Origin of the sequence: Iodobacter arcticus (assembly GCF_042664895.1) — a bacterium.
GTDB lineage: Bacteria > Pseudomonadota > Gammaproteobacteria > Burkholderiales > Chitinibacteraceae > Iodobacter > Iodobacter arcticus.
Window position 1 is genome coordinate 184,705 of the sequence record NZ_JBHTBQ010000004.1, and the last position, 26,790, is coordinate 211,494.

Below are 26,790 nucleotides of genomic sequence, written 5' to 3' on the forward strand. Positions count from 1 at the left end.
GCTACGCAGTGAAAACCCAAATCTTGAACCACGGAGGACCCTGAGAACACGAAGTTTCACGGAGAAAACCCGTTTTATACAATGACTGCGTAAGCTTATTGTTAAGAAACTTTGCGGCAGTAGCAGTACACAAATTGCTGGATGGTGCCAAAAGGGGTGTGGTGTGCTTCTTTGTCGTGATGCACCAGCTCAAAAGGAGTGCCAAATTCAGAATGTAGATCGGTGGCGTTGTAGCGCATCACGGGTAGGCCGCTGCATTGTGTGGGGCCGTCTTCCGCAAAAGTGGCGACGATGACATGCCCGCCGAGTTTTACCGCATCAAGTACCGCTGCGACATAGGCTTGCCTTTCTGCTTCTGAAGTCAAAAAGTGAAAAACAGCACGGTCGTGCCAAATATCGTAGGTCTTTGTTGGTAGCGGGGCTTGGGTTATATCGGCCTCGATCCACTTTACATCGAGGCCGCGGCTTCCAAGGCGCTTTGCAGCCGCTGCCATTGCCGCAGCAGAAAGATCTAAAACGGTGAGATTGCGATAGCCATTTGCTAATAAATCATCGACCAACGTCGATGCGCCGCCGCCTATATCAATAATCGCTGCGGATAGCGGCAGGCCCGTTTTTTGAATCAGCTTTAAAGAATGCTCGGCGTGCTCCTGAAACCAACTGACTGCATCGGTCGCCTTACTTGAATAAACCTGCTCCCAATGGGATTTTGTTTGCATCAGGGCCTCCAGTGATCCGCATCTATTTCGGGGAGTTACAAATCTAAAACCATCACCCCATCGGCCTCAACCAGTGCACCCTTAGGTAGCGCTGCGGCTTGAATGGCGGCTCGGGCGGGGTAGGGCTCGGTAAAATATTGCCCCATGATGTCGTTTAGGGCTGCAAAGTTGCTTAGGTCGGTAACAAATACACCTAGCTTAGCTATATTTTGCAAGTCGCCACCTGCGGCCTGACATACCGCACGCAGATTCTGAAAGACTTGATGCGTTTGGGCATTAAAGCCTTCGGCCAGAATGCCGCTGGCAGGATCGAGGCCAATCTGGCCGGATAAATACACGGTATTGCCGATTTTGACGGCTTGCGAGTACGTGCCGACAGCTTTGGGTGCGTTGTTGCTATGGATAATGGTTTTGTTCATATTGGATTTGCTCATTTATTTAGGTCTCTGAATAATAAAGCGCTCACCAATTACGGCGTAGTCTGGGCCGCCAAGGCGGGAGAGCGGATCGAGTGGCTCGGGGTGGATGCGCCCGTCTCTGAGCAAATCATCCGCCACGCCAATGTGTATCACTTCCAGCAAAATTAAATCAGCCACAACCGGATCGCCGACTTCCACATGCATATGCAGACGGCACTCCAGCGCAATACCGCAATCGGCAAGGCGGGGTGGTTTTACGGCGGTGGATGGCGTAAGGGCTAGCCCAAGGGCGGTAGCTTCGCTTTCATTTGGGGCAAAAGCGGCCGCGCTGGCATTCACTTGTGGTGCGTGTCCGCGCGATGGCAGGTGAACCACGCATTCCCCCGTTTGCAAAATATTGCGCGCAGTATCTTTAAGCAGGGCATTATCGTGGCGGCGATTAATACTCACCGAAACAATCATGGGCTCATTAGACACAATATTAAAGTAAGAAAAAGGCGCTACATTAACGATGCCATTGACGCTTTGGGTATTAATCCATGCAATAGGGCGTGGTACAACACAATCGCTGATGAGTGCGTATTTTTCATCGGGCGAAAGTGCCGAAATGGTTAATTCCATGCTTGTGCTGCTCATTCTGGCTTAAGTATTGAACGTAAATGGGGGCAAATCTGATTAACTCAATACAAATATTAAAAGATAAGACGATGATTCGAAATTGTTTTGTTCGCCTTTGGCGGGTAGAATTACGCCCCTTTTTGCCGTCCGGAACAGGCCTGTGACTACTCCTAATTTTGCTCGTGCCTGCGGCATCGATTTTGGTACTTCTAATTCTACGGTGGGCTGGGTTCGCCCCGGCCACAACACGCTGATTTCTTTGGAAGATGGCAAGGCCACACTGCCTTCGATGGTGTTTTTTAATGCCGAAGAAGATTCGGTTTGCTTTGGCCGCGCGGCCATGGGCGAGTATCTAGAAGGCTACGAAGGCCGCTTGATGCGCTCACTTAAAAGCCTGTTGGGCAGCAGCCTGATCGACGCGCAAACCGAAGTAAATGGCCGTGCCATACCGCTGCGTGGCTTATTAGCCAAATATATTGGTGAATTAAAACTTCGCGCTGAAGCCACGGCGGGTCGGCCTTTCGAGCAGGCGGTATTTGGCCGCCCTGTGCATTTTGTTGATGACGATGCGGCGGCCGATGCGCAAGCCGAAAAAACGCTGGCCGAGATTGCCTATCAAGTAGGCTTTAAGGAAATTAGTTTTCAGTTTGAGCCGATTGCGGCCGCTTTTCATTACGAGTGCAGTATTCAAAAAGAAGAGCTGGTGCTGATTGTGGATATTGGCGGTGGTACTTCGGATTTTTCGTTGGTGCGTTTATCGCCAGAGCGTGCAAAGCTTCTAGATCGCCGCGATGATTTATTAGCCAGCGCCGGTGTGCATATTGGCGGCACAGATTTTGATAAAGCGCTGAGCCTTGCTGGCGTAATGCCCTTACTGGGCTATAAAACGCGGCTAAAGAATAACTCGGAAGTCCCCTCGGGCACCTTCTTTAATCTGGCCACTTGGCACACGATTAACTTTGCCTACACCCGCCGCTCTTGGAGTGATCTGGCCGATGTTTATCGCGATGCAATGGAGCGCGATAAGCTGGATCGCTTGATGAGCCTGATCGAGCAACGCGCCGGGCACTGGCTGGCCTTGCAAGTTGAAGACGCCAAAATTGCACTCTCTAGCAGCGATAAAACCACGATCTTGCTGGATAGATTAGAAGACGATCTGACTCATGAGCTGACCCGCGCCGATTTTGATCATTCGATTTCTCGCTTGGTGGATACGGTAGAAAAAACAGTCACTGAGCTATTAAACACCGCAGGCATCACCGTTGAGCAAGTCGATACCGTATTCTTTACCGGCGGCTCTAGCGGCGTGCCACTACTGCGTGCCCAAGTCGGTGCATTATTGCCTAATGCCCGCCATGTAGAAGGTGATTTATTTGGCAGTATCGGCACAGGATTGGCAGTGGAAGCGGCAAGGCGGTTTGGCTGATGGTTGCTCTGTGGTAACCCCTTGCCACGAATGCCCTCCGCATAGAGGGGCTTTTATCCATACTTTTGGCATATTAGTAGATGTGCCAATGCGTTACGGTTCTACGAGGGCTTACTGCTAGGGGCCTTGCTTATTCAAAGTGATTTATGGTGCATTACTTAACTGATGTCACGCTGCGATAACGAAAAATCAATGGGTTGTGATTTTTTTAATAAGCTACAGCTCCCATTCTGTCTAGATGCTTGCGTAACATCAGTAGATAAGTAAAAAGTGAGTAGGGGAGAAGTTCATTCTTTTTCTGGTTTACGTTCATCAATGCCCCACGATCCGGAGCCCACAGTGCTAAGGCAGAGCAGCCCCCCCATGATGGCGACGTTTTTCAGAAAGTGATTCAGCTGATTTTGGTAGGTAGCTGCTTCTGCTGCCCAGAAAGCATGGAAAATTACGGCGGCCCCCGCAGTAAATATCAGCAAGGTCCATGCAACATATCGTACTCGCCAGCCCGCAATCAGTGCCAGGCTACCACACACCTCTAACACAATGGTGGCTGCCAGTAGTACTTCGGCAGCAGGCAGGCCTTTGGATGCCATAAAACTTGCGATACTTGTAAATTGTCCTATTTTGTTGAGGCCTGAGACGAAAAATAAGACTCCCATTAAGGTACGCCCAATCATAAGGCTCAATGCGGAGTGTTGGTGCGTCATTAGTGTTCCTGCTGAGTTTCGTGAATATTTCGTAAGTCGATAGAGGCGTACTTACCGTTTTTGACTAATGATGGTCAGCGGTAGCTCCCTAGCGATGAGCAGCAGCATCAATACAGATCCCATCGTGGGCACAGCCATGGCGAGAAAAATGTCACTATAGGACCAGTTGAGTCGGATTAACTCCCCTCCTAACACTGGGCCAACAATCGAGCCGACGCGGCCTATGCCTAGACTCCAGCCAATTCCCGTTGAGCGTAGGGTCGTTGGGTAGTAGGTGGCAGCAAGTGCATTGACCGCAGGCTGCCCGCCGATTATGGAAAAGCCAGTTACTATAATTACAAGGAACAGCAAGGGTAGCGAAGCGGTCGATTGGCCGATCATTGCGATAGTAAATGCTGCGATTGCAAACGACGGAACTAGTACTTTAAAAAATCCGATGCGATCAATCGCCGGCCCCATTAAAACTGTGCCTAGCACCCCCCCAACCTGCAGAGCTGTGCCAATCAACACCGCCATAGAGGTGGAAAGCCCCACACTGTTGGCTACGGTCGGTAGCCAGTTTGAAAGAAAATATAGATTGAGGAGGTTCATAAAATTCACCCCCCAAAGTAGGATGGTTACTTTAGCTCGTCCCTCACGGAAAAGTTCAGCGACAGGCGCGCCGCCTTGTCTTTTCTCGGGTATGACATAGCGACTCTCAGAGTCGATTTGCACAGATGAGTCGATCTTGCGCAGGGTAGCGGCGACGTTTTCTAGTTTTTTGCCCTTGATTATCAAAAACTGCATCGATTCTGGCAAAAAGAAGTACATCAGGGCCGCTATAACTAAGGGGGAAATGCCTCCAAGGTAGAATACCGATTGCCAGCCTAGCGCTGGAATCATCATGGATGAAAGTAGCCCACCGAGCACTGCACCTAGGGTAAACCCGCAGGAGACCAGCATCATCAGTGTAACTTTTTTTCGTTTTGGGCTGAACTCTCCCACTAGTGCCAGCGCACTGGGCATGATTGCACCAAGCCCTAGCCCCGTCATAAATCGCATGATTTGCAGCTCTATGATTGTGGTGACTTGTGTTGTAGCAAGCGTGCACACGGCATAGAAAATTGTTGCCCAGATTAGGACGGGGCGGCGGCCAATCTTGTCGGCCAAGGTGCTGAGCGCCAGCGAGCCAACTAACATGCCCAAGAGCCCAGCACCAAATACTGGTCCGAGGTTCGCTTTGCTAACGCCCCACTCCTTGATAATAGCCGGTGCAACATAGCCCATGGCTTGTACATCGAAACCATCCATCAGCACAGTTAAGCCAATCATGATCATAATCCACATCTGAGTGCTGCTAATCTTGTTTGCGTCGATTAACTCGGGGATGTTGATAAGGGGCTGGCTACTCATGACGCGGCATCCTGGATGGTGGGTAACATCAGTGTTCTGGTTGTAGGGAAGCTCTTGGAATGGGGATGAATCATGATTGTTTCGTCTCCTAAAGGCGCTTAAAAATATTGCACGAATTTTTATAGCCAAATTAATTAGAAGTTAATTCTATTGATAATTCAATCATTTTTTTATTGTGGATATATCAGAAAATATGATGAATGTAACTTTGCGACAACTGCGTGCTTTTGTGGCTGTTGCCAAATCAGCAAGCTTTACTGAAGCAGCAAGTCAACTGCACATCACCCAGTCGGCACTGAGTGGTTTGATTAAGGAGCTGGAGAATACTTTAGGCGTGCAGGTGGTTTATCGCAGCACACGCAAAGTGCAGCTGTCCGAGGTTGGAGGTGAATTCTTGCCTTTGGCTATCCGAGTCCTGCAGGATCTTGATGAAGCATTTCACGCTATCCGTGATTTGAAGACCTTGAAGAGTGGCTTGGTCCGAGTCGCTGCACCACAGCTGATGGCTTGTACGCTGATGCCCGAAATCATTGCTGCATTCAATAAGCAATACCCAGCAGTACAGATTCGTTTGTCGGACTGCGCAGTGGAAGCGGTGCAGTCAAAAGTACATAGTGGCGAAGTTGATTTCGCCATTGGGCCAGAACGGGAGGCGTCACATGAAATCACGGCACACAGTTTGTTTGAAATTCCTTTTGTCGCGGTATTTCCACCGGATCACCCGCTAGGTACGCAGAGCTCTGTGACCTGGACAGATATTTCCCGCTACCCGCTGATTGCGTTGCAAGGAGAATATACACAACGGTTAAGCGCTGATTTGCAGGCCGCATCGGGTACTCTGACACTGACTCCTGATGTTGAGGTAACCTTTATGACCACAGCCCTCAGTATGGTGGCTGCCGGACTTGGGGTGACAATCTGTTTGCCGTATGCCACTTCGCTCCTTGATCTCTATAATTTGCAAACACGTTCGCTGCTAGCACCCCAGCTTAGTCGAAAGTTTTATCTGCTGACTAAGAAAGAGCGGCCCTTGTCGCCAGCAGCTCAAGGAGTTGCTGACTTTATCCGAGAGTATGTGGGGAGGCAAAAGTGGAGTTCGATGCACTTCTGATAGATGGGCTAACTCAAAGCCTTTTACCACCAATGCCCGCCATGTAGAAGGTGATTTATTCGGCAGGACTGGCAGTGGAAGCGGCAAGACGGTTTGGCTGATTGGCCTTTGTGGGGTGGGCACAGCTTGATCGTACTTACGTTTGCGGGTGGCGTGTTATTCGTAGGGCGGGTGAAACCCGCCGATTTCCTAGCTTGTCATGCCAAAGTCCGGCGGGTTTCACCCGCCCTACAAAATCTACACGCCCTGCATGACCTTAGGTTTTACTTGCTTTTAAGGTTTTCTCCGTGTCTACAGATCTTAGGTTTTAGCCTTTCATTGTTTCGCTTTGATAATCACAAATTTGGCGTTCTGCGCGATTAGCTCAATCTGTCTGAAGTTTTTCTTTAGCGCGGCCTGATAGTTTAAGTGCCGGTTAGCCACTATCCATAATTCACTAGTGCTGCTCATGCATTGCTTGGCTTGGGCAAACATGCTGAGTGCAATATCGGTGGTGACGGTGTTTTGCTGATGAAATGGTGGGTTGATCAGGATTAAGTCAAAAATTTGCCTGTCTGCTACCGCGCTAGAGAGGCCATCGCTGTGCTGGATTTGGCAGCTAGCGTCTGGAAAATTGGCGGCAAAGCTGAGTTGGGCGGATTCTACTGCTGCTAAAGATTCATCAAATAAATGTAATTCGGCCTTGGGGTGGAGGCGGTGGAAGGCTAGGGATAGCAGGCCATTGCCGCAGCCCACGTCGGCAACGGTCTCTGCGCTTGGCAAGCGATCGAAATGCTCGATAAAAAAGCGTGAGCCTATATCTACTTTTTGCTCGGCAAAAACACCTGGTGCATTGTGGAGTGTGAGGCCTAGCTCGGGCACGGCTTGCAGATAGGGCGTGGCGATTTTTTGGCTTGGTCGCAGGCGGGCGCTGTACATGCGCGCCTTTCGCTGCGTAGGCAGGTATTCAACGTCATCGCAACAAGATTTAATAATGTCTAAATGCCCATTGCTGACGTGCTTTTGCATGCCTGAGAAATGTAAGGTGAGCGGCTCGCTTAAATGCCTCGCTGCCTCTTGCAGCTGAGCTTCAAATAAAGACAAAGACTTGGGCAGCTTAACAAGGCCATAGGCCAGCGCTTGGCCAGAGTAGGGCGTAAAGCTTTGCTGGCTATTGATTTCAATGGCGTGCTGTGAGCACCAAGAATCATTGATATGAAACGCGTTTACGCCCACGGCACAATGTAGCGCGCCAAAAGCATCGTTGATTAGCAGCGCTGGTGCATCCGCACGAATAAATTCTGCAAGGTATTCATCACTCGCATCCCATGCACGTAAATCTTTAGCATGCTTTGCTGGGTAGCGCAGCAAATTTAGCGCGGCAAAGTCAATCAAATCTATTGGGCTTGCAGACATATATTCTTTATTGATAAGGCCAAAGCTTTGGCTAAGAGGGCGATTCTACCAGTTGCATACTTGCCTGTAGACAGATCAAACACTTGGAACCCTCTTGCTGAGGGTTTTTTTACGCCTTTTAGTTGGGATGGTATCGATCGCTAGCTGCGTATTTTGGCTTAATTCTTACAGTAAAAACAAACGGAATTATCAGAATTTACCGATGATGTATTTTAATTAAGTGTTTGTATTTAAATGATTTATTTGTTTGTTTTATACGCTTTTTGCTTGGACATCGTTTGATACTCTGATTGTTAGTACATGGCAATGCACTATTTGCTTACAGATTGTTGATCTCAGTCAATCCTCTTTTTTTGTCGAAAATATAAAATATTTCGAAATTACTGAAATATTCGACAAAGAGGCCAAGCATGTCTAGTACTGAAGCTAGCCCCAAAATTGGGGTGTCAACCTTTGTCATGATCACCGCTGCCGTTGTAGTAAGCGTCCGTACGCTGCCTATGACTGCGCAGCCAGGGATGATGACAATTTTCTTAACACTGGCTGCGGCCTTGTTGTTCTTGGTTCCTACTGCCTTAGTTGCCGCAGAGCTGGCAACAGCGTGGCCACAAGATGGCGGGATCTTTATCTGGGTACGTGAAGCCTTTGGCGAGCGTTTAGGTTTTGTCGCCGTTTGGATGCAGTGGATTCAAATGGTATTTGGTATGACGTCGATCATCATGATCATCGCCGCTACCATCGCCTATGTGGTTGATCCGGCGCTGGCGACCAATAAGTTCTTTATGTTGGGAATGATTCTGGTGGTGTGGTGGGGTTGCACGCTGGTGAATTTGCAAGGGGTTAAAACACTGGGCTGGGTTTCCACTATTTGTGTGAGCTTGGGTGTGTTCTTGCCAGGGATTGTGCTGATTATTGCCGGTATTGCTTATGTGCTGGGCGGCAATCCCATCATGACCGATGTGTCTTTTAGCATGTCGAATATGATCCCGCATTTTAGCGATGCCGGTACTTTAGGTCTGTTCATCGGCTTTATCTTCGTTGTAATGGGGATGGAAGTCTCTGCCTCGAATGTGTCTTCAATTAAAGACGCGAAACGTAATTATCCGATTGCCATCATTCTGGTGTCGATCATCATGGTTTTCCTCTCGGTTGTTGGCTCTGCCGCCATCTTCGTGGCCATTCCTAAAGAAGAGATCTCAATGACTGCCGGTTTGATGCAGGCGTTTGAACTCTACTTCACTAAGTGGGGCATGCCTTGGCTCGCTCCGGTGATGGGCTTATCCATTGCCTTAGGGCTCATTGGTCAGGTTAATTCTTGGGTGCTTGGCCCTGTACGTGGCCTGCAAGCTACGGCTAATTCAGGTGCATTACCTGCCTTCTTGCAAAAATCGAACAAGCACGGCGTGCCCGTTACCTTGGTCATTATCCAAGCGCTTGCCATTAGCTTGGTGGGTGTGTTGATCACCGTGATCCCTGATGTAGATAACTTCTACTTTATGTTGATGGGGCTTACTGGTCTGGTTTACCTCGTGGCTTATCTGTTCATGTTTGCCGCAGCCATCTGGCTTCGTTACAAACGCCCAGATATTGAACGCAGCTTTAAAGTGCCCGGTGGCAATTTAGGCATGTGGATCGTTTCCGGCATGGGTTTTGTGATGTCGCTGCTGGCTGCTTACCTTGCGTTTATTCCACCTGGCAGCTTTAAAGGCTCCTCATCGGGTTACTTCATGTTCCAGCTGATCGGTCTGATCGTGATGCTTGTGATTCCCTTCCTTGTCTATGCCTACGGCCAAAAAGACAAATTACGTCAAGCGGAAAAACTGCAAGTTGTGGCCGCAAGTAAGGCCGCCAAGCAAGAAGCCCTTGACGAACAACACGCTGCTGCGCATTAAGCGCCGGCTCAAAATTAAATTAATCAGGAGTTCAAAATGTTTAAAACCACAATGAATGTTGATGCGCTGTTTCTAGGCCCAAAATCAGAAAACCGTGAATTCTTTAAAGAAATGGTCGATTATGCGGTGGATGAGCATATTCACTGGCGTGCAGATTTTCACCCAGAAGATGCTCCTTTGCTTACCCCAATGGATCAGCATCAGCCTGATTTCCGTAATACGCTTTATCGCACCGAAGGCATTTTGCGTCAGCTGTCTTCCAAGCTAAAAACCACTTCAGTGCCTTGGTTCTCGCCGCGTTATTTGGGCCACATGAATGCCGATACTTTGATGGTTTCAAATATCGCTTATGTGATGACCATGCTTTACAACCCAAACAACTGTGCGCATGAAGCGTCGCCTACTACGACTGAGCTTGAATTAGAAGCAGGCCGTGATCTGTGTGCGATGTTTGGTTACGACGTCCAAAAATCATGGGGCCATATTACTTCTGGCGGTACGGTTGCTAACTACGAAGGCGTTTGGGTTGCTCGCAATCTGAAATCTCTGCCTTTAGCCATTGCTCAACACGAAAAAGCCAAAGATTTAGTGGCTGGCATGAGCGAAAAGCAATTACTGAATATGTCACCAACAGCCATTCTGGATTTGTCTGACGAGCTGAAAAAACGTGGCCTGTTTGAAGAAGTGCGTGCGCTGACTGTACGTGGTGTCGGTGTTAAACAAGGCCAGCTGGGTAAATTCCTTGTGCCAATGTCTAAGCATTATTCATGGATGAAAGCCATGGATGTGATGGGTATTGGTCAAGAGCATATTGTTCCGCTGCCAGTGGATGAAAACTATCGCACCGACGTTGAAACCATGCGTGCCATTACCTTTAAATTGATCGAAGAAGGTACGCCTATCCTCGGTATGGTGGCTGTAGTGGGCACAACAGAAGAAGGCTCGATTGATCAAGTAGATGAAGTGATCAAGCTACGCCGTGAATGTGAAGAAAAATTCGGCGTGTCTTTCTATGTTCACGTTGATGCGGCTTACGGTGGTTATGTCCGCGCGATGTTCCTTGATGAAAACAGCAAATTCATGGAATACGATGCACTCGTTGCCCGTTATCGCGCCGAAGATATTATCCCTGAAGGCGTAACTTGGCCTAAACGTGCGGTGTACGAAGGCTTTAAAGCGATGTCTGAAGCCGATTCGATTACGGTGGACCCGCACAAAGCTGGCTTTATTCAATACGCTGCCGGTGCGGTATGTATGAAAGACAAGCGCATTGTTGATCTGATCTCCTACCACGCGGCCTATGTATTTGAAGAAGCCGATGATGCGGGTGAAGAGCAAAATGTGGTGCTGGGCTCATCCATTATGGAAGGCTCTAAAGCCGGTGCAACCGCTGCGGCAGTATGGGCAGCGCATCGCTTAGTGCCACTGAATATTTCAGGCTACGGCAAGGTCATTGGTCGCGGTATTGTGACTGCCGATTGGTTTGCGCAAAAATTAGCCATGGCAAAGCCGATCGTGGTGGGTAATCGCCGCTTTGAATTGCGCCCATTGATGCACCCAGATTTCCATATGGTGAACTTCACCTTTAAGGAAATCGGCAATCCAAGCCTAGAAGACCATAACCGTCTGAATCAACGCATGTATGAAGTGTGCTCTTACTCATCGGGCCGCACCTATAGCAATGATTTCCTGACTTCATCGACTTCGCTCGCCTTTGGCGAATACGGGGACACCCCTTGGATTTACGCTGAAAGCCGTGGTTTTAGCCGCAAAGAGTGGGATAAAACCCAAAGCGTTTACATCTTGCGTGCTGCGGTGATGACTCACTTCTTGCGTGATCCACAAGGCTTTGAAGACTACTGGACTAATCTGCGTGCCATTTTCGCAGAAAAACTAGGCCATATCATCGATATGGAAGTCAAAGAAGCCAATCAATTAAAAGCTGCTTAATGCAAAGAAACCCGCCTCAGCCGAGGTGGGTTTTTTGCCATCGAAGAGATCAATGTTTCTATTCAAGTTAATTATCAGATCAATCCGCTTATTTGTGCGGGATGATTAAAAGGTTGGGTTATGTTTGCGATTAACTACAAAGCGGTGGGCGCTACGCTGCTGATTTCCGGCACCATGCTGGGAGCAGGAATGCTGGCTTTGCCTCTGGTTTCCTCTGGAATGGGCTACACCTACGCTAGCCTTGCACTGGTCTGTATCTGGCTGCTGATGACCTATACCGCGCTGATGCTGCTGGAAGTCTCACTGGCCTTTCCTGAGGGCAGTGGTTTTGATGTAATGGCACAAAGTTTGTTCGGCAACAAAGGTTTGTGGATTATCAACGCCTCCTTATTACTGCTTTTATATGCACTTTCTGGTGCGTATATCTCTGGTGCTGCCTCGTCCTATACCTCAAATATTAAACAGTATTTGGGAATCGATGTCCCTTCTGCCGTCGTTGCGGCGATCTTTACCCTGCTAATCGGCTCTATTGTCTATATGAGCACGGGAGCCGTGGATCGTGTTAATCGTGTGTTATTTAGTTTGAATGTCTTTATCTTCTTTGTAATGGCCATCACCATTCAGCCTTATGTTAATCAAGGTAATTTAAATAGCGCGCAAGATTCTAGCCGCTATATCTATGCTGCATTTCCGGTGTTTATTACGGCATTTGGTTTTCATGGCAGTATCCCCAGCATGGTGAAATATATTGGCCGTGATAAGCCACAAACGCTGCGCAATATTTTTATCCTTGGCGGGCTTATTCCGCTATTGGTCTACGGCATTTGGGAATATTGCAGTCTCGGCCTCGTGCCCAGAATGGGGGAGAATAGCTTTCTGACGCTGGCGGAAAACCAAGGCTCGGTGGGCATGTTTCTTGATTTTATTCATGCAAGCACCAGTAATCGCTGGATACCTAGTTTAATTAGTTTGTTTTCATCGATCGCTTTATTTACCTCCTATTTATGCGTTTCCTTAGGATTATTTGATTCGGTGGCAAGCAGTATTGGTTGGAAAGATTCTAAGCATGATCGCTTAATTACGGCTCTGGCCACTTATCTTCCACCGTTTGTATTTGCATGGATTTACCCAGAAGGCTTTGTATTAGCGCTGGGGGCTGCCGCTATTTTCCTATCCATACTGGCGATTTTATTCCCAGCTCTGGCGCTATATAAATTGCGCAGGCAAACCACATACAGTGCGGATTGGCGAGTTCCTGGCAATGCCTGCTCATTTTGTACCGTGACGACGATGGGCTTGTGCATCATTGTTTTTCAAATTATGAAAATGCAGAATTTATTACCGATTTGCTGATCCCCACTTACTTATTGTTTAGATGGAGCATGCTATGAAAGAATCAAATTTAATTAGCCAGTTACAAGAGCGAGGCTTGATTGCGCAAGTAACCGATGCAGCAGCACTCGATGCCATCCTCGCGCAGAAATCCGTCACGCTTTATTGTGGCTTTGATCCAACGGCAGATAGCTTACATCTGGGCCATCTTGTACCTTTGCTCGCTTTAAAGCGTTTTCAAATGGCAGGCCATCGCCCTTTGGCTTTGGTGGGCGGCGCGACCGGTATGATTGGTGATCCTAGCTTTAAAGCCACTGAGCGTTCACTCAATACGCCTGATGTGGTTGCTGGCTGGGTGGATAAGATTCGCAAGCAAGTCTCGCCATTCTTAGATTTTGACTGTGGTGCCAATAGCGCAGCCATGGTGAACAATAACGATTGGTTTGCAGGCATGGATGTGCTGAGCTTCTTGCGCGATATTGGCAAGCATTTCTCCGTGAATGCCATGATTAATAAAGAATCGGTAAAGCAAAGGCTGAACCGTGATGAAGTGGGTATTTCATTTACCGAGTTCGCCTACAGCCTGCTGCAAAGTTATGACTTTGCAGTATTAAATAAGAGCCATGATTGCCAGCTGCAATTGGGCGGCTCTGATCAATGGGGCAATATTACGGCAGGGGTTGATCTGACTCGCCGGATGAATCAGCAGCAGGTGTTTGGCATTACCATGCCGCTGATTACTAAATCAGATGGTACTAAGTTTGGTAAGAGCGAAGGCAATGCCATTTGGCTGGATCCAAGTAAATGCTCGCCTTACAAGTTTTACCAGTTCTGGCTGACCACATCGGATGACGATGTTTACCGCTTTATGAAGTACTTTACCTTTATGACTCTGGCTGAAATTGATGCCATTGAAGCGGCAGATCGTGCTAGCGGCGCAGCCCCAAGCGCACAGCGTATTTTGGCAGATCATGCTACGGAGTTAGTACATGGCAAGGCGGCTTTGGAGGCGGCTAAGCGCATTAGCCAGAATCTGTTTGCAGAAGATCAAAGTGCTTTAACTGAAAGCGATTTCCAGCAATTAGCACTAGATGGCGTGGATCATATTGAGCTGGGTTATACCGAAACAAGCCTTGTTGATGCGCTGGTTCAATCTGGATTAGCTAGCTCCAAAAGCCAAGCGCGTGGCTTTATTGAAAGCGATGCGGTAAGTATTAATGGCCAGAAGATCAGCGATCTTACTTACCATATGGGCATGGTTGATCATCGTTTTAGCCGTTACACTCTGCTTAGACGCGGCAAAAAGAATCATTGCCTGATTGTTTGGAAGTAATTGCTTTTTAGAAGGTAAGTGCTGGGCAGAGGTGTATTTGTTGAGTTTTTATGCATCACTGCTGATCGGCCCATTAAATCATCACTTTCGCTGTGTTCGGGAGTGGTGATTTTTTTATGCAGCTATTTCACTATTGGATCTCATATGAATATTTTGTCTATTCAATCACATGTGGTATTTGGCCATGCAGGAAATAGTGCTGCAGTGTTCCCTATGCAATGCATGGGTGCGAATGTTTGGGCATTGCATACCGTGCAATTTTCTAATCACACGCAATACGGCCATTGGGCTGGCATGGTGATGCCAGAAGCGCAGATTAGCGAGCTAACAGCAGGTATTGCACTAACAGGGCAGCTGGCTCAGTGCAATGCGGTATTGTCTGGCTATATCGGTAGCGCAGCTCAGGGCAAGCATATCTTAGAGGCTTTGCAGATGGTGAGAGCGGCCAACCCTCTGGCGATCTACCACTGCGATCCAGTGATGGGCCATCCGCTCAAGGGTTGCATTGTGGCGCCCGGCGTGGCGGAGTTTCTGATTGAAAAAGCGATTCCAGAGGCGAATATCGTATCCCCAAATCAGCTTGAATTAGAAATGATTGTGGGCCGCTCATTAAGTAGCCTCGCCGAGATTGTGGCGGCTTGCCACGAGGTGCTGGCCAGGGGGCCACAAACAATCTTGATTAAACATCTGCATTATCAGAGCAAGGATCCAGCTAGCTTTGAGATGCTGGCGCTCAGCCAAGACGAAGCTTGGCTGATTCGCCGCCCTATTCTTGCTTTTGATAAAGAGCCGGTTGGGGTAGGGGATATGACTTCGGCGCTGTTCTTAGCTAGCTTACTGGCTGGAAAATCTATTTCAGCTGCGCTAGAGCACACTACGGCGGCGGTGTATGGTGTACTGCTGGAAACCGCCAGCCAGTCGCGTTACGAGCTGGCTGTGGTTGCAGCAAGGGAAGAGTACACAAGGCCAAGCCATTCTTTGCATGCAATTAGGCTTTAGTACAGCCATCTTGAGCAAAAGTTTTCCAGGGTGGGAAGCTTTTGTCTCAGTATTTATTTGAATGAATTGATTTTTCTAAGCATGACTAAAGCGTTTTCTTCTTCCTTGCCGCCCGCTGCAATGCAGTTTTCCAGCCCGCCGTTTTCCTGCCAGTGATTGCTGCCATCTTTCGTGTAAAACGCCACGTATTTGCACTCGTCTATGGTTTCGTCTAGGCCATTCATTGCGGTGTATTTTATTTTAACAATAAAAGCATTTTGCTGACCTGCCAGCTTACCTTGCCAAATGACCTCTCCGGTTTTGAGCGCGAAGCTCTTCGGCTTTTTGAGCGTTTGTTTGATAATGTCGCTGGCATCGTCAACCTCGGATGAGCCGCAGGCAGATAAAAATAAGGCCAAACATAAAGCAATCTTTCTCATTTCTTATCTTTTTAATCGAAGTGGTATTTGAAGTGGTGCAAGGCTTAGGCGCTGACTGGGGTGTGTTTCACTCTTTCAGAAAACTTCTCCGGGCTTAACGATTCTGCTAAATCAATCACATGCTGGTAGTGGGCTTCAATCAGCAGCAAGGCTTGCTTCAAATCTCTGGCCAGCACTGCATCCATAATCGTTTTGTGTTCACCATGATCGTGGTAGCGAGTCACTTCGTCTAATTCACCATTGAGCCAGATATGGCGATAGCGCTCTAGCTGATTATAAATATTTTCTAAGGTGGAAAGCATCATGGGTGAGTTGCACGCTTTAATAAGGGCCATATGAAAGCCCATATGGCGCTCGCCCCATTCTTCGTAATCCACGCCAGGCTGATCTAATTGAATGCGCTCCATGCGATGGAAAGCGGTGATAATGCTCAGCTCCCATTCCTCATCTCCACGCTGCATGGCTTTTTCTAAGGCTAAGCCAGCAATGGCACGCCGGGTGGCCAGAATATCGCGCAATTCATCGAGTGATACAGGCGCAACTCTAAAGCCCTTTTGTGGCTCCATCACCACAAAATGTTGCCAGACCAACTGCACCAAAGCTTCACGAATAGGCGTACCACCCACCTGATAATGTTGCTTTAGTTCATTCATCTGCAGCTTTTCACCTGGTAAAAAAGTACCAAGTAAAATGTCGCGGCGAATGGCTTTAACCATTTGATCTGAAAGGGTTGTGCTGTTTGTCATGGGTTTTTATATATTCGCTTTTAATACAGCGCAATGACAGCTATTGCAAGAAGCAAACATGATAGCGTAATCGTCGTCGATGCCACAGGCAATAACAACAAATAATAGAGGGGAGCTATTTGGAAAATGGAATGAAAAACGGCCCCAATTTGCATTGGAGCCGTTCTTGTATAACTGGTGGCCCGTCTCGGAATCGAACCAAGGACACGCGGATTTTCAATCCGCTGCTCTACCAACTGAGCTAACGGGCCGCATAAAGCGGTTTAAAGCCAACCAGATTCTAGCAATCTGATCTTATAAAAACTTGGTGGCCTGTCTCGGAATCGAACCAAGGACACGCGGATTTTCAATCCGCTGCTCTACCAACTGAGCTAACAGGCCGCTGAGAGGTCGCTATTAAAGCCCATTTGTAATGAGTCGTCAACCTTTATTATGAATAATATTCTAAAGTAGCTGAATTTTTATATTTCGCTATATACAATTAGTTCGCTTGGAATCGCGACATTTTCTAGCTGCCCGTTGTGCAGTTTGCAAGTATGGGTGCTTATGTTTTGTGATTGGGAATGGGGCAAAGTTAAAATCCTTGGTCTATTGCATCAATTTGTCTGCGCTTCTGGGCGGCTTATAGTGTTTGAATTACTTGTGCTATAAAAAATTGAAAATAAAAATAAGCTCGTCGATCGCGCTTAGCCGCTGTTTTTAAATGAAATTAACTTTTTTTGTATAAGACGCTTAGCGATAAGTTTGAAAATGTTCAAGTGCCGGGCTTGACGCAAGAAAGAACCTTGCCTAGAATGCGCTTCTCTTGTCGGGGGGGTTACCCCAGCGGTCAACGGGTCCGGACTGTAAATCCGGCGGCTTAGCCTTCGAAGGTTCGAATCCTTCCCCCCCCACCAGAATAATAGTATGCGTAGTGAAGAGTCTGCGTAGAGGTTGTAAGGTTGGATTAAAATAATGCGGGTGTAGCTCAATGGTAGAGCAGAAGCCTTCCAAGCTTACGACGAGGGTTCGATTCCCTTCACCCGCTCCAAAAAAGATTAGCGTGCCGTTGTAGCTCAGGGGTAGAGCACTCCCTTGGTAAGGGAGAGGTCGCGGGTTCAATTCCCGCCAACGGCTCCAATCGCTTGGTATATTTTCAAGTTCTCGAGATAGGAAATATCATGGCAAAAGAAAAATTTACGCGCACGAAGCCCCACGTTAACGTTGGTACGATTGGTCACGTTGATCATGGTAAGACCACATTAACAGCGGCTATTTCGACCATTTTGTCGAAAAAGTTTGGTGGCGAAGCAAAAGATTATTCGCAGATTGATAGTGCGCCTGAAGAAAAGGCTCGTGGTATTACAATTAATACCTCGCACGTTGAGTACGAAACAGAAACACGTCACTACGCCCACGTAGATTGCCCGGGTCACGCAGATTACATTAAGAACATGATTACAGGTGCAGCGCAGATGGATGGCGCGATCTTGGTTTGTTCTGCTGCTGATGGCCCGATGCCGCAAACTCGTGAGCATATCTTGTTAGCTCGTCAGGTTGGTGTTCCATACATCATTGTTTACCTGAACAAGGCTGATTTGGTTGATGACGCAGAATTGCTTGAATTGGTAGACATGGAAGTTCGTGAGCTACTAAGTAAATATGATTTTCCTGGTGACGATACGCCAATTATTGTTGGTTCTGCTCGTATGGCGCTGGAAGGCGATCAATCTGAGCACGGCGAGCCTTCGATTTTCCGTCTTGCAGATGCTTTGGATTCGTATATTCCATTGCCAGAGCGTGCTGTTGATGGCGCGTTCCTGATGCCAGTTGAGGATGTGTTCTCAATCTCTGGTCGCGGTACTGTGGTGACTGGTCGTGTTGAGCGCGGTATTGTTAAGGTGGGTGAAGAAATTGAAATCGTTGGTATTACACCAACGGTTAAGACGACTTGTACTGGTGTTGAAATGTTCCGTAAGTTGCTTGATCAAGGTCAGGCTGGCGATAATATCGGTGCATTGCTTCGTGGTACTAAGCGTGAAGATGTTCAGCGTGGTCAAGTTCTGGCAAAGCCGGGTTCGATCACTCCGCACACTAAGTTTGAAGGTTCGGTGTATGTGTTGTCGAAAGATGAGGGTGGTCGTCACACTCCATTTTTTAATGGCTACCGTCCACAGTTCTTCTTCCGTACTACAGATGTAACGGGTTCGGTTGATTTGCCGGAAGGTACTGAAATGGTAATGCCTGGTGATAATGTCGAAGTTACTGTTAGTCTGATTGCTCCGGTTGCGATGGAGCAGGGTCTGCGCTTCGCGATTCGTGAAGGTGGTCGTACTGTTGGTGCTGGTGTTGTTGCAAAAGTTATTGAATAAAAGAGGTTTACAAAAGAGGGTTGAATTGTTATAGTTCTGCCCTCCCGTAGGCGAGTAGCTCAATTGGTAGAGCACCGGTCTCCAAAACCGGGGGTTGGGGGTTCGACACCCTCCTCGCCTGCCACGGTTTAGACATCAGAGCCGTTTCCGTAGGGAACGGCTCTGTTTTATCCAAGTTTCCGAATCGGACAAATGGTTAGCATCGACAAAATCAAGATCGCAGCATCACTGCTGCTGGTTGCATTGGGTGTTACTGGGTTTTACCTGGTTCCAACTGATCAAGGGGTCGTTCGTTCATTGCCTGTAGTGCTTAGTTTGGCACTTGCAGGTTTTGTGCTATGGTTTTCGGGTCCAGGTCGTGTGTTTGTAGATTACGCGCGCGACTCGATAAAAGAAGCGCAGAAGGTTGTGTTTCCGACTCGTAAAGAAACCTGGCAGATGACGGGCGTTGTATTCCTGTTCGTAGGGGTGTTGTCTCTCTTTATGTGGGGCGTCGACTCTGGTCTGACATGGGTATTCTATGATCTGATTTTAGGTCGTGGCTAAAAGTAAACGGGAAAGCGGAGTATCTGAATGTCTATGCGTTGGTATGTGGTACACGCCTATTCCGGCTTTGAAAAAAGTGTGCAAAAGGCGCTGATTGAGCGGATTGAACGTGCTGATATGCAGCACTTGTTTGGTCAGATCTTGGTGCCTGTTGAAGAAGTGATGGAAGTGAAGGCCGGCACTCGTAAGCTGACCGAGCGGAAACTCTTCCCGGGTTATGTATTTGTTGAAATGGAAATGGGTGATGAAACCTGGCACTTAGTTAAGAGTACGGCTAAGGTTAGTGGTTTCATCGGTGGTGTGGGTAATCGTCCTACACCTTTGCCTGAGCGTGAAGTTAAATCTATGCTTCAACAGGTTCAGGAAGGGGTTGAGAAACCTCGTCCGAAAATCTTGTTTGAAGTGGGTGAAGAGCTTCGTGTTACTGAAGGCCCGTTTGCTGATTTCAATGCAACTGTTGTTGATGTTGATTATGACAAAAGCCGGATCAAAGTGTCTGTGCTTATTTTTGGTCGCGCAACACCAGTTGAAGTCGATTTTGCACAGGTCGAAAAAACCTGATCTGTGTAGTGTAATGCCCTAGGGCATTTTGGTAGGGGAGCGAGTTTTTTACTCGCGTTTGACCCGAATTTAGGAGTTTTAAATGGCTAAGAAAATCATTGGCTATATCAAGCTGCAAGTGCCAGCTGGTAAAGCAAATCCATCACCACCGATTGGTCCAGCTTTGGGTCAACGTGGTCTGAATATTATGAATTTTTGTAAGGAATTCAACGCGGCCACTCAAGGTATCGAGCCAGGTCTGCCAATTCCTGTAGTTATCACTGCTTTTGCAGACAAATCATTCACCTTCGTGATGAAGAGCCCACCAGCAACGATCTTGCTGAAAAAGGCTGCTGGTATCACTAAGGGTAGCGCTAAGCCACATACTGACAAAGTTGGTGTTGTGACTCGTGCTCAGCTTGAAGAAATTGTTAAGACCAAGAATGCTGACTTGACTGGCTCTGATATCGACGCAGCAGTGCGTACTATCGCTGGTTCCGCTCGTTCGATGGGTCTGACCGTGGAGGGTGTGTAAATGGCTAAGCTATCTAAGCGCCTGAAGGCACTGAACGCAACTGTTGATTCTAACAAGCTGTACGCTATTGACGAAGCAATTGCGCTCGTTAAAGCTGCTGCAACTGCTAAATTCAACGAATCGATCGACGTTTCTGTTAATTTAGGTATTGACGCACGTAAGTCGGACCAAGTGGTTCGCGGCGCTGTTGTATTGCCTAAAGGCACGGGTAAGTCAGTTCGCGTAGCTGTATTCGCACAAGGTGCAAATGCTGAAGCTGCTCGTGCTGCTGGTGCAGAAATCGTTGGCTTCGAAGACTTAGCTGAATCGATTAAAGCCGGTAATATGGACTTCGACGTTGTTATTGCTTCTCCAGATGCAATGCGCGTTGTTGGTCAATTAGGCCAGATCTTGGGTCCACGTGGCCTGATGCCTAACCCGAAAGTCGGTACTGTAACTCCGAACGTTGCTGAAGCAGTTAAAAATGCTAAAGCCGGTCAAGTTCAATACCGTACTGACAAGGGTGGTATCGTTCACGCTACTCTAGGTCGCGCAACTTTCGAAGCTGCTGATCTGAAAGAAAACTTGTTGGCGTTGGTTGATGCGCTGCAAAAAGCTAAGCCAGCTTCTTCAAAAGGTGTATACCTTAAGAAGATCGCTGTATCGAGCACTATGGGTGTAGGCGTTCGCGTCGAAACCGCTTCGGTAGTAGCTTAAGTATTTATGGGGTCAGTCTGACGACTGATCCCGTCGACTTTGGGCTTGGCGGAATATTGCCAAGGTTGTCAAAGACCGTAGGTGCCATGAGTTTTCTTGTGGCTTAATCCGGCTCCCAAAAGCCAGCCTACGCAGACGGTGCGCCCGAATCTATAGGCTCTAAATGCATGGCTCCAGTAGCAATGTTGTTAGCAAGTCTCCTGAAGCAAAGGTCGCCGTTTGATTGGGTGGTGCGATTTATTCGCACTGAACTACTAACCAATGGAGGTAGACCTTGAGTCTCAATCTTGAAGACAAAAAGGCGGTAGTCGCTGAGATCGCAGCAGAAGTTGCTACAGCTCAAACGATTATTATCGCTGAATACCGAGGTATCGGCGTTGCAAGCATGACTGTACTGCGCAAACAAGCGCGTGAGTCAGGCGTGTACCTGCGTGTTCTGAAGAACACACTGGCACGTCGTGCGGTTGAAGGGACTCCGTTCGCTGAGTTGGCAGACCAAATGGTTGGCCCACTGGTGTACGGTATTTCCGAAGACCCAGTTGCTGCGGCAAAAGTTTTGAACACATTCGCAAAGAAAGACGCGAAGATCGTGATCAAGGCTGGTTCTTATGATGGTAAGGTAATGAATGCAGAAGAAGTAGCTGTTCTTGCATCTATTCCAAGCCGTGAAGAACTGTTGTCCAAGCTGCTGTACGTTATGCAAGCACCGATGGCTGGTTTCGCACGTGGCCTTGCCGCGCTGGCAGCGCAGAAGTCCGAAGGCATCGCCGCTCCGGTGGAGGCTGCAGAAGCCCCAGCCGAAGAAGCGACCGCTTAAGCGACAACTTAAACACGATTGTTGTATTAAAACAGACAAGATTTTCAGGAGTATTAATAAATGGCTCTGACTAAAGACGATATCCTCGAAGCAGTATCCGCTTTGACCGTAATGGAACTGAATGAGCTGGTTAAGGCATTCGAAGAAAAGTTTGGCGTTTCTGCTGCTGCTGTTGCAGTTGCTGGCCCAGCTGCTGCTGGTGCAGCAGTTGAAGAAAAGACAGAATTCGACGTAATTCTGACTGGCGCTGGCGCTAACAAAGTTGGCACAATTAAGATCGTTCGCGAATTGACAGGTCTTGGCCTGAAAGAAGCGAAAGACTTGGTTGACGGCGCTCCTAAGCCAGTGAAAGAAGGCATTTCTAAAGCTGATGCTGAAGCTATGTTGAAAAAACTCGTTGAGGCTGGTGCAACAGCTGAGATGAAGTAAGCATCCCTTAGGATGTAGTGAAGGCAGGCGGAGGAATCCGCCTGCCCTTTTGCGTTTGTGTCTATTGCTTAGCTTACAGCTGATCCCGATATTTGTCGGTTAGCGGAATCCAGCTTGTGTTCTTTTGCAAGCAGTTGTCAAACCGGAAACCGCTCACAAACACGTTGGCGGGCGTTTGCGGTTTGTCCTTTGCGCCCCACTCCATGGAGAGTTTATGAGTATGAAATACTCGTTCACTGAGAAAAAACGCATTCGTAAAAGTTTTGCGAAACGGAAGAGCGTCCTTGAGGTGCCATTCCTGCTCGCAACGCAGATCGATTCTTATAGTGAATACCTGCAACTAGGGGTTCCGGCCGATTCGCGCCGGATGATCGGTTTGCAAGCTGCGTTTAATTCGATTTTCCCTATCGTCTCTCATAACGAAAACGCTCGATTGGAGTTTGTGCATTACTCCCTCGGCGATCCTGCGTTTGATGTGCTCGAGTGCCAGCAGCGAGGAATTACCTTCGCGGCTCCACTGCGTGCGCGTGTACGCCTCGTGATCATGGATCGCGAAGCATCTAAGCCAACGATCAAAGAAGTTAAAGAACAAGACGTTTACTTTGGCGAAGTGCCATTGATGACACGTACCGGTTCTTTCGTGATCAATGGTACAGAGCGCGTTATTGTTAGCCAGTTGCATCGTTCTCCTGGCGTGTTCTTTGAGCACGACAAGGGCAAGACTCATTCTTCAGGCAAGCTTTTGTTCTCGGCGCGGATTATTCCGTATCGCGGCTCTTGGCTAGATTTTGAGTTTGATCCAAAAGATCTGCTGTTCTTCCGTATCGACCGTCGTCGTAAGATGCCGGTAACCACGCTGCTGAAAGCCCTAGGTTATAACCCAGAGCAAATTCTGGCGGGTTTCTTCGATACCGATACATTCCTTATGGACGAAGATGGCCTGTGCTTAGAGCTGGTGTCAGAACGTCTGAAGGGTGAAATTGCCAAGTTCGATATCGTTGCTGATAACGGCACCGTACTCGTACAAAAAGATAAGCGTATTACAGCTAAAACCATTCGCGATATTAATGCGTCTGGCTTGAAGAAAATCCCTGTGCCTTTGGATTACTTCTATGGTCGTATCTTGGCGCATAACGTTGTTGATCCATTAACCGGCGAAGTGCTGGCTAAGGCCAACGAAGAAGTGACCGAAGATCTGGCTGCTAAGCTGGATATGGCCGATGTAAAATCTGTCAATGTGCTGTATGTAAATGATCTGGATCAGGGCGCGTTCCTGTCTCAGACATTGCGTTCAGATGATGTAGCTGATCAGTATGGTGCTCGCGTTGCAATTTATCGCATGATGCGCCCTGGTGAGCCACCGACCGAAGATTCGGTTGAAGCGCTGTTCAAGGGCTTGTTCTTCGCGCCTGAGCGTTACGATCTATCTGCTGTTGGTCGCATGAAGTTTAACCGCCGTGCTTACCCTGATCGCTTAGAAGAAAAAGCGCCGGGTTGGATGCGTCGTTTCTACGAAGAAGCGGGTCCGCGTGGTGTTGAAGGTGCTGGTATTTTGTGCACCGCCGACATTATTGCTGTGATTGGTATCCTCTTAGAATTGCGTAATGGCCGTGGCGATATCGATGATATCGATCACTTGGGCAATCGTCGTGTGCGCTCGGTAGGTGAGTTGGCTGAAAACCAATTCCGCGCTGGTTTGGTTCGTGTAGAACGCGCTGTTAAAGAGCGTTTGTCACAAGCGGAATCAGACAACCTAATGCCGCATGATTTGATTAATGCCAAGCCTGTTTCGGCTGCAATCAAAGAATTCTTCGGCTCTTCCCAGCTTTCGCAGTTTATGGATCAAACCAATCCATTGTCAGAAATCACGCACAAGCGTCGTGTTTCTGCTTTGGGACCCGGCGGTTTGACTCGTGAGCGTGCTGGCTTTGAAGTTCGTGACGTGCATCCGACGCATTACGGCCGTGTTTGCCCGATCGAAACACCGGAAGGTCCAAACATTGGTCTGATCAATTCGCTTTCTTGCTATGCGCGTACCAATAGCTACGGCTTCTTGGAAACACCGTATCGCAAAGTGATCGATTGTAAGGTTACTGATGAAATTGAATACTTGTCCGCGATTGAAGAGGGCAAGTACGTTGTAGCTCAGGCGAATGCCGAGTTCGACGAAGAAGGTCGTTTGACTGACGAGTTAGTAACTTGTCGTTCTAATGGCGACACGATTGTTGTAACGCCTGATCGCGTGCAGTACATGGATGTGGCTCCTAGCCAGATCGTATCGGTTGCAGCATCGCTGATTCCATTCTTGGAACACGATGACGCCAACCGTGCGTTGATGGGCGCCAACATGCAGCGTCAAGCTGTGCCTTGCTTACGTGCACAAGCACCGTTTGTAGGTACAGGTATTGAACGCACATGTGCAACTGACTCGGGTACCGCAGTAACTGCTTTACGCGGCGGTGTGGTTGATTATGTTGATGCAGCTCGTGTGGTTATTCGTGTAAACGATGACGAAGCGATTGCGGGTGAAACAGGTGTAGATATTTACAACCTGATTAAATTTACTCGTTCTAACCAGAACACCAACACCAATCAGAAGCCAGTAGTTATTCGTGGCAGCATTATTGCCAAGGGTGACGTTATTGCTGACGGCGCGTCAACTGACTTGGGCGAAATGGCTCTGGGTCAGAACATGACTATCGCATTTATGCCTTGGAACGGTTTCAACTTCGAAGATTCGATTTTGATCTCGGAAGATGTCGTATCTAACGATCGTTATACTTCGATTCACATCGAAGAACTGAACGTAATGGCGCGTGACACCAAGCTTGGCGCTGAAGAAATTACCCGTGATATCTCCAATCTGTCCGAGCGTATGCTGGGTCGTCTGGATGAGTCTGGTGTGGTTTACATCGGTGCTGAAGTGGAAGCGGGCGATGTATTGTGCGGTAAGGTGACCCCTAAGGGTGAAACCCAGCTGACTCCTGAAGAAAAGCTCTTACGTGCGATCTTCGGTGAAAAAGCCTCTGACGTTAAAGATACTTCGCTGCGCGTGCCGTCTGGCATGGTGGGTACGGTTATTGACGTGCAAGTGTTTACTCGTGAAGGTGTGGAGCGCGATCGTCGTGCCCAGTCCATCATCGATGATCAATTGCGTCGTTACCGCCAAGATCTGAACGATCAACTACGTATTGTACAAAGCGATTTGTTCGAACGTATTGAACGTATGATCGTGGGTAAAGTAGCTAACGGCGGCCCAATGAAGTTGGCTAAGGGCGTTGAAATCACCAAAGAATACTTGCTTGGCTTGCCAGCAAAGATTGATTGGTTTGATATCCGCTTAGCAGACGAAGAGTCCGCTCGCCAGCTAGAAGCCATGAAAGACCTGATTGGTCAGATGCGTACTGAGTTTGATCTGCGTTTTGAAGATAAAAAACGTAAGTTGACTCAAGGTGACGAATTGCCACCTGGCGTGATCAAGATGGTTAAGGTGTATGTGGCGGTTAAACGTCGCTTACAGCCAGGCGATAAGATGGCCGGTCGTCACGGTAACAAGGGTGTTGTTTCTAAGATTCTGCCGATTGAAGATCTGCCATATATGGCAGATGGTACAACTGTAGATATCGTTCTGAATCCATTGGGCGTACCTTCGCGTATGAACATTGGTCAGATTCTGGAAATGCACTTGGGTTGGGCAGCTAAGGGTATTGGTCAGCGTATTGACGCGATGTTGCGCGAGCAACGTAACGGCATGCTGGTTGATATGCGTGCTTACTTGAACAAAATCTATAACACCAGTGGCAAGACTGAAGATATTGACGGTCTCACTGATGAAGAATTGATTGAGTTGGCCAACGGTCTGCGCAACGGTATGACTTTTGCAAGTCCGGTATTTGACGGTGCGAAAGAGTCAGAAATCTATCAGATGCTGGACTTAGCTTACCCAAGCGAAGATCCACACACCGAATTACTGGACTTCAACAGCAGCAAGACACAAATGCAGCTGTTTGATGGTCGTAATGGTGAGCCATTTGAACGCAAAGTAACGGTTGGTGTGATGCACTACCTGAAACTGCATCACTTGGTTGACGATAAGATGCATGCTCGTTCCACTGGTCCTTACTCACTCGTAACGCAACAACCACTGGGCGGTAAAGCTCAGTTTGGTGGTCAGCGCTTCGGGGAGATGGAAGTTTGGGCGTTGGAAGCATACGGTGCAGCTTACACCTTGCAAGAAATGTTGACCGTGAAGTCTGATGATGTGAACGGTCGTACTAAGGTGTATGAAAACATCGTGAAGGGCGATCACCGGATTGATGCGGGTATGCCGGAATCCTTCAATGTACTTGTGAAGGAAATTCGCTCACTCGGTATCGATATCGATCTGGAAACGTATTGATTCGAGGGGTAGTAGATGGCGG

General features: G+C 48.1%; 23 protein-coding genes and 6 tRNA genes. 19 read left to right on the forward strand and 10 right to left on the reverse strand.

Annotated features, from left to right (window positions below; translation table 11 throughout):
- Positions 1-101: 101 nt before the first annotated feature.
- From ACFQNF_RS02340 to ACFQNF_RS02350, 3 genes are read right to left on the reverse strand one after another with little or no spacing between them, the layout of a single operon-like run.
- Positions 102-719, reverse strand: coding sequence for a class I SAM-dependent methyltransferase (locus ACFQNF_RS02340; protein ID WP_380185830.1), 618 nt, complete (start codon positions 717-719; stop codon positions 102-104).
- Between the two features lie 35 nt (positions 720-754).
- Entirely contained in the window at positions 755-1,138 is a 384-nt protein-coding gene (locus ACFQNF_RS02345) for a Rid family detoxifying hydrolase (RefSeq protein ID WP_380185917.1), read from the reverse strand.
- A gap of 15 nt (positions 1,139-1,153) precedes the next feature.
- Complete coding sequence (locus tag ACFQNF_RS02350) at positions 1,154-1,759, reverse strand: flavin reductase family protein (RefSeq protein WP_380185832.1); 606 nt, start codon at positions 1,757-1,759, stop codon at positions 1,154-1,156.
- A gap of 157 nt (positions 1,760-1,916) precedes the next feature.
- Here ACFQNF_RS02350 and ACFQNF_RS02355 point away from each other — a divergent pair, with 157 nt between their 5' ends.
- On the forward strand, positions 1,917-3,182 hold the full coding sequence (locus tag ACFQNF_RS02355) for an Hsp70 family protein (RefSeq protein WP_380185834.1): 1,266 nt from the start codon (positions 1,917-1,919) through the stop codon (positions 3,180-3,182).
- Positions 3,183-3,469: 287 nt separating this feature from the next.
- Here ACFQNF_RS02355 and ACFQNF_RS02360 read toward each other — a convergent pair whose 3' ends face one another.
- Positions 3,470-3,886 (reverse strand): DoxX family protein, encoded by a 417-nt coding sequence (locus tag ACFQNF_RS02360; RefSeq protein WP_380185836.1) that lies wholly within the window; start codon positions 3,884-3,886, stop codon positions 3,470-3,472.
- Positions 3,887-3,937: 51 nt separating this feature from the next.
- Complete coding sequence (locus ACFQNF_RS02365; RefSeq protein ID WP_380185838.1) at positions 3,938-5,278, reverse strand: MFS transporter; 1,341 nt, start codon at positions 5,276-5,278, stop codon at positions 3,938-3,940.
- Between the two features lie 193 nt (positions 5,279-5,471).
- Between ACFQNF_RS02365 and ACFQNF_RS02370 the strand changes: the two genes are divergently transcribed.
- Positions 5,472-6,389: a LysR family transcriptional regulator gene (locus ACFQNF_RS02370; protein WP_380185840.1), complete on the forward strand. Its 918-nt coding sequence runs from the start codon at positions 5,472-5,474 to the stop codon at positions 6,387-6,389.
- A gap of 315 nt (positions 6,390-6,704) precedes the next feature.
- Here ACFQNF_RS02370 and ACFQNF_RS02375 read toward each other — a convergent pair whose 3' ends face one another.
- The gene (locus ACFQNF_RS02375; protein WP_380185842.1) at positions 6,705-7,784 is read right to left on the reverse strand and encodes a class I SAM-dependent methyltransferase; all 1,080 of its coding nucleotides are present in this window, start codon (positions 7,782-7,784) and stop codon (positions 6,705-6,707) included.
- Positions 7,785-8,194: 410 nt separating this feature from the next.
- On the opposite strand from ACFQNF_RS02375, the gene ACFQNF_RS02380 reads away from it, so the two are divergent.
- From ACFQNF_RS02380 to pdxY, 5 genes are all read left to right on the forward strand, one after another.
- A complete protein-coding gene (locus ACFQNF_RS02380; RefSeq protein ID WP_380185843.1) occupies positions 8,195-9,676 on the forward strand; it encodes an amino acid permease in 1,482 nt (493 codons plus the stop codon).
- Positions 9,677-9,712: 36 nt separating this feature from the next.
- A complete protein-coding gene (locus ACFQNF_RS02385; RefSeq protein ID WP_380185845.1) occupies positions 9,713-11,626 on the forward strand; it encodes a pyridoxal phosphate-dependent decarboxylase family protein in 1,914 nt (637 codons plus the stop codon).
- Between the two features lie 120 nt (positions 11,627-11,746).
- Positions 11,747-12,979, forward strand: a complete 1,233-nt coding sequence (locus ACFQNF_RS02390) for an amino acid permease (protein WP_380185847.1) — start codon at positions 11,747-11,749, stop codon at positions 12,977-12,979.
- 34 nt (positions 12,980-13,013) lie between these two features.
- Positions 13,014-14,291, forward strand: coding sequence for a tyrosine--tRNA ligase (gene tyrS, locus ACFQNF_RS02395; protein ID WP_380185848.1), 1,278 nt, complete (start codon positions 13,014-13,016; stop codon positions 14,289-14,291).
- A gap of 144 nt (positions 14,292-14,435) precedes the next feature.
- Positions 14,436-15,290 (forward strand): pyridoxal kinase PdxY, encoded by an 855-nt coding sequence (gene pdxY / locus ACFQNF_RS02400; protein ID WP_380185849.1) that lies wholly within the window; start codon positions 14,436-14,438, stop codon positions 15,288-15,290.
- 53 nt (positions 15,291-15,343) lie between these two features.
- On the opposite strand, the gene ACFQNF_RS02405 is transcribed toward pdxY, so the two are convergent.
- From ACFQNF_RS02405 to ACFQNF_RS02420, 4 genes are all read right to left on the reverse strand, one after another.
- Positions 15,344-15,709, reverse strand: coding sequence for a hypothetical protein (locus ACFQNF_RS02405; protein WP_380185850.1), 366 nt, complete (start codon positions 15,707-15,709; stop codon positions 15,344-15,346).
- Between the two features lie 44 nt (positions 15,710-15,753).
- Entirely contained in the window at positions 15,754-16,455 is a 702-nt protein-coding gene (locus tag ACFQNF_RS02410) for a GntR family transcriptional regulator (protein ID WP_380185851.1), read from the reverse strand.
- Positions 16,456-16,630: 175 nt separating this feature from the next.
- Positions 16,631-16,706: transfer RNA gene (locus ACFQNF_RS02415), tRNA-Phe, on the reverse strand.
- 54 nt (positions 16,707-16,760) lie between these two features.
- Positions 16,761-16,836, reverse strand: a tRNA-Phe gene (locus ACFQNF_RS02420).
- 429 nt (positions 16,837-17,265) lie between these two features.
- Here ACFQNF_RS02420 and ACFQNF_RS02425 point away from each other — a divergent pair.
- From ACFQNF_RS02425 to rpoB, 12 genes are all read left to right on the forward strand, one after another.
- Positions 17,266-17,351, forward strand: a tRNA-Tyr gene (locus tag ACFQNF_RS02425).
- A gap of 60 nt (positions 17,352-17,411) precedes the next feature.
- Positions 17,412-17,485: transfer RNA gene (locus ACFQNF_RS02430), tRNA-Gly, on the forward strand.
- Positions 17,486-17,499: 14 nt separating this feature from the next.
- Positions 17,500-17,574, forward strand: a tRNA-Thr gene (locus ACFQNF_RS02435).
- 41 nt (positions 17,575-17,615) lie between these two features.
- On the forward strand, positions 17,616-18,806 hold the full coding sequence (gene tuf, locus ACFQNF_RS02440; RefSeq protein ID WP_380185852.1) for an elongation factor Tu: 1,191 nt from the start codon (positions 17,616-17,618) through the stop codon (positions 18,804-18,806).
- A 48-nt stretch (positions 18,807-18,854) separates the two neighbouring features.
- Positions 18,855-18,930, forward strand: a tRNA-Trp gene (locus ACFQNF_RS02445).
- 68 nt (positions 18,931-18,998) lie between these two features.
- Positions 18,999-19,352, forward strand: coding sequence for a preprotein translocase subunit SecE (secE, locus tag ACFQNF_RS02450; RefSeq protein WP_380185854.1), 354 nt, complete (start codon positions 18,999-19,001; stop codon positions 19,350-19,352).
- Positions 19,353-19,379: 27 nt separating this feature from the next.
- The gene (nusG, locus tag ACFQNF_RS02455; protein WP_046351544.1) at positions 19,380-19,913 is read left to right on the forward strand and encodes a transcription termination/antitermination protein NusG; all 534 of its coding nucleotides are present in this window, start codon (positions 19,380-19,382) and stop codon (positions 19,911-19,913) included.
- A gap of 82 nt (positions 19,914-19,995) precedes the next feature.
- Entirely contained in the window at positions 19,996-20,427 is a 432-nt protein-coding gene (rplK, locus tag ACFQNF_RS02460) for a 50S ribosomal protein L11 (RefSeq protein WP_046351545.1), read from the forward strand.
- Positions 20,428-21,123: a 50S ribosomal protein L1 gene (gene rplA / locus ACFQNF_RS02465; RefSeq protein ID WP_046351546.1), complete on the forward strand. Its 696-nt coding sequence runs from the start codon at positions 20,428-20,430 to the stop codon at positions 21,121-21,123.
- Between the two features lie 274 nt (positions 21,124-21,397).
- Positions 21,398-21,940 carry a 50S ribosomal protein L10 gene (rplJ, locus tag ACFQNF_RS02470; protein WP_380185856.1) on the forward strand — a complete coding sequence of 181 codons (543 nt, stop codon included), beginning with the start codon at positions 21,398-21,400 and terminating at the stop codon, positions 21,938-21,940.
- A 60-nt stretch (positions 21,941-22,000) separates the two neighbouring features.
- Positions 22,001-22,369 carry a 50S ribosomal protein L7/L12 gene (gene rplL / locus ACFQNF_RS02475; RefSeq protein ID WP_380185858.1) on the forward strand — a complete coding sequence of 123 codons (369 nt, stop codon included), beginning with the start codon at positions 22,001-22,003 and terminating at the stop codon, positions 22,367-22,369.
- Between the two features lie 220 nt (positions 22,370-22,589).
- On the forward strand, positions 22,590-26,768 hold the full coding sequence (gene rpoB / locus ACFQNF_RS02480; protein ID WP_380185919.1) for a DNA-directed RNA polymerase subunit beta: 4,179 nt from the start codon (positions 22,590-22,592) through the stop codon (positions 26,766-26,768).
- Positions 26,769-26,790 lie beyond the last annotated feature (22 nt).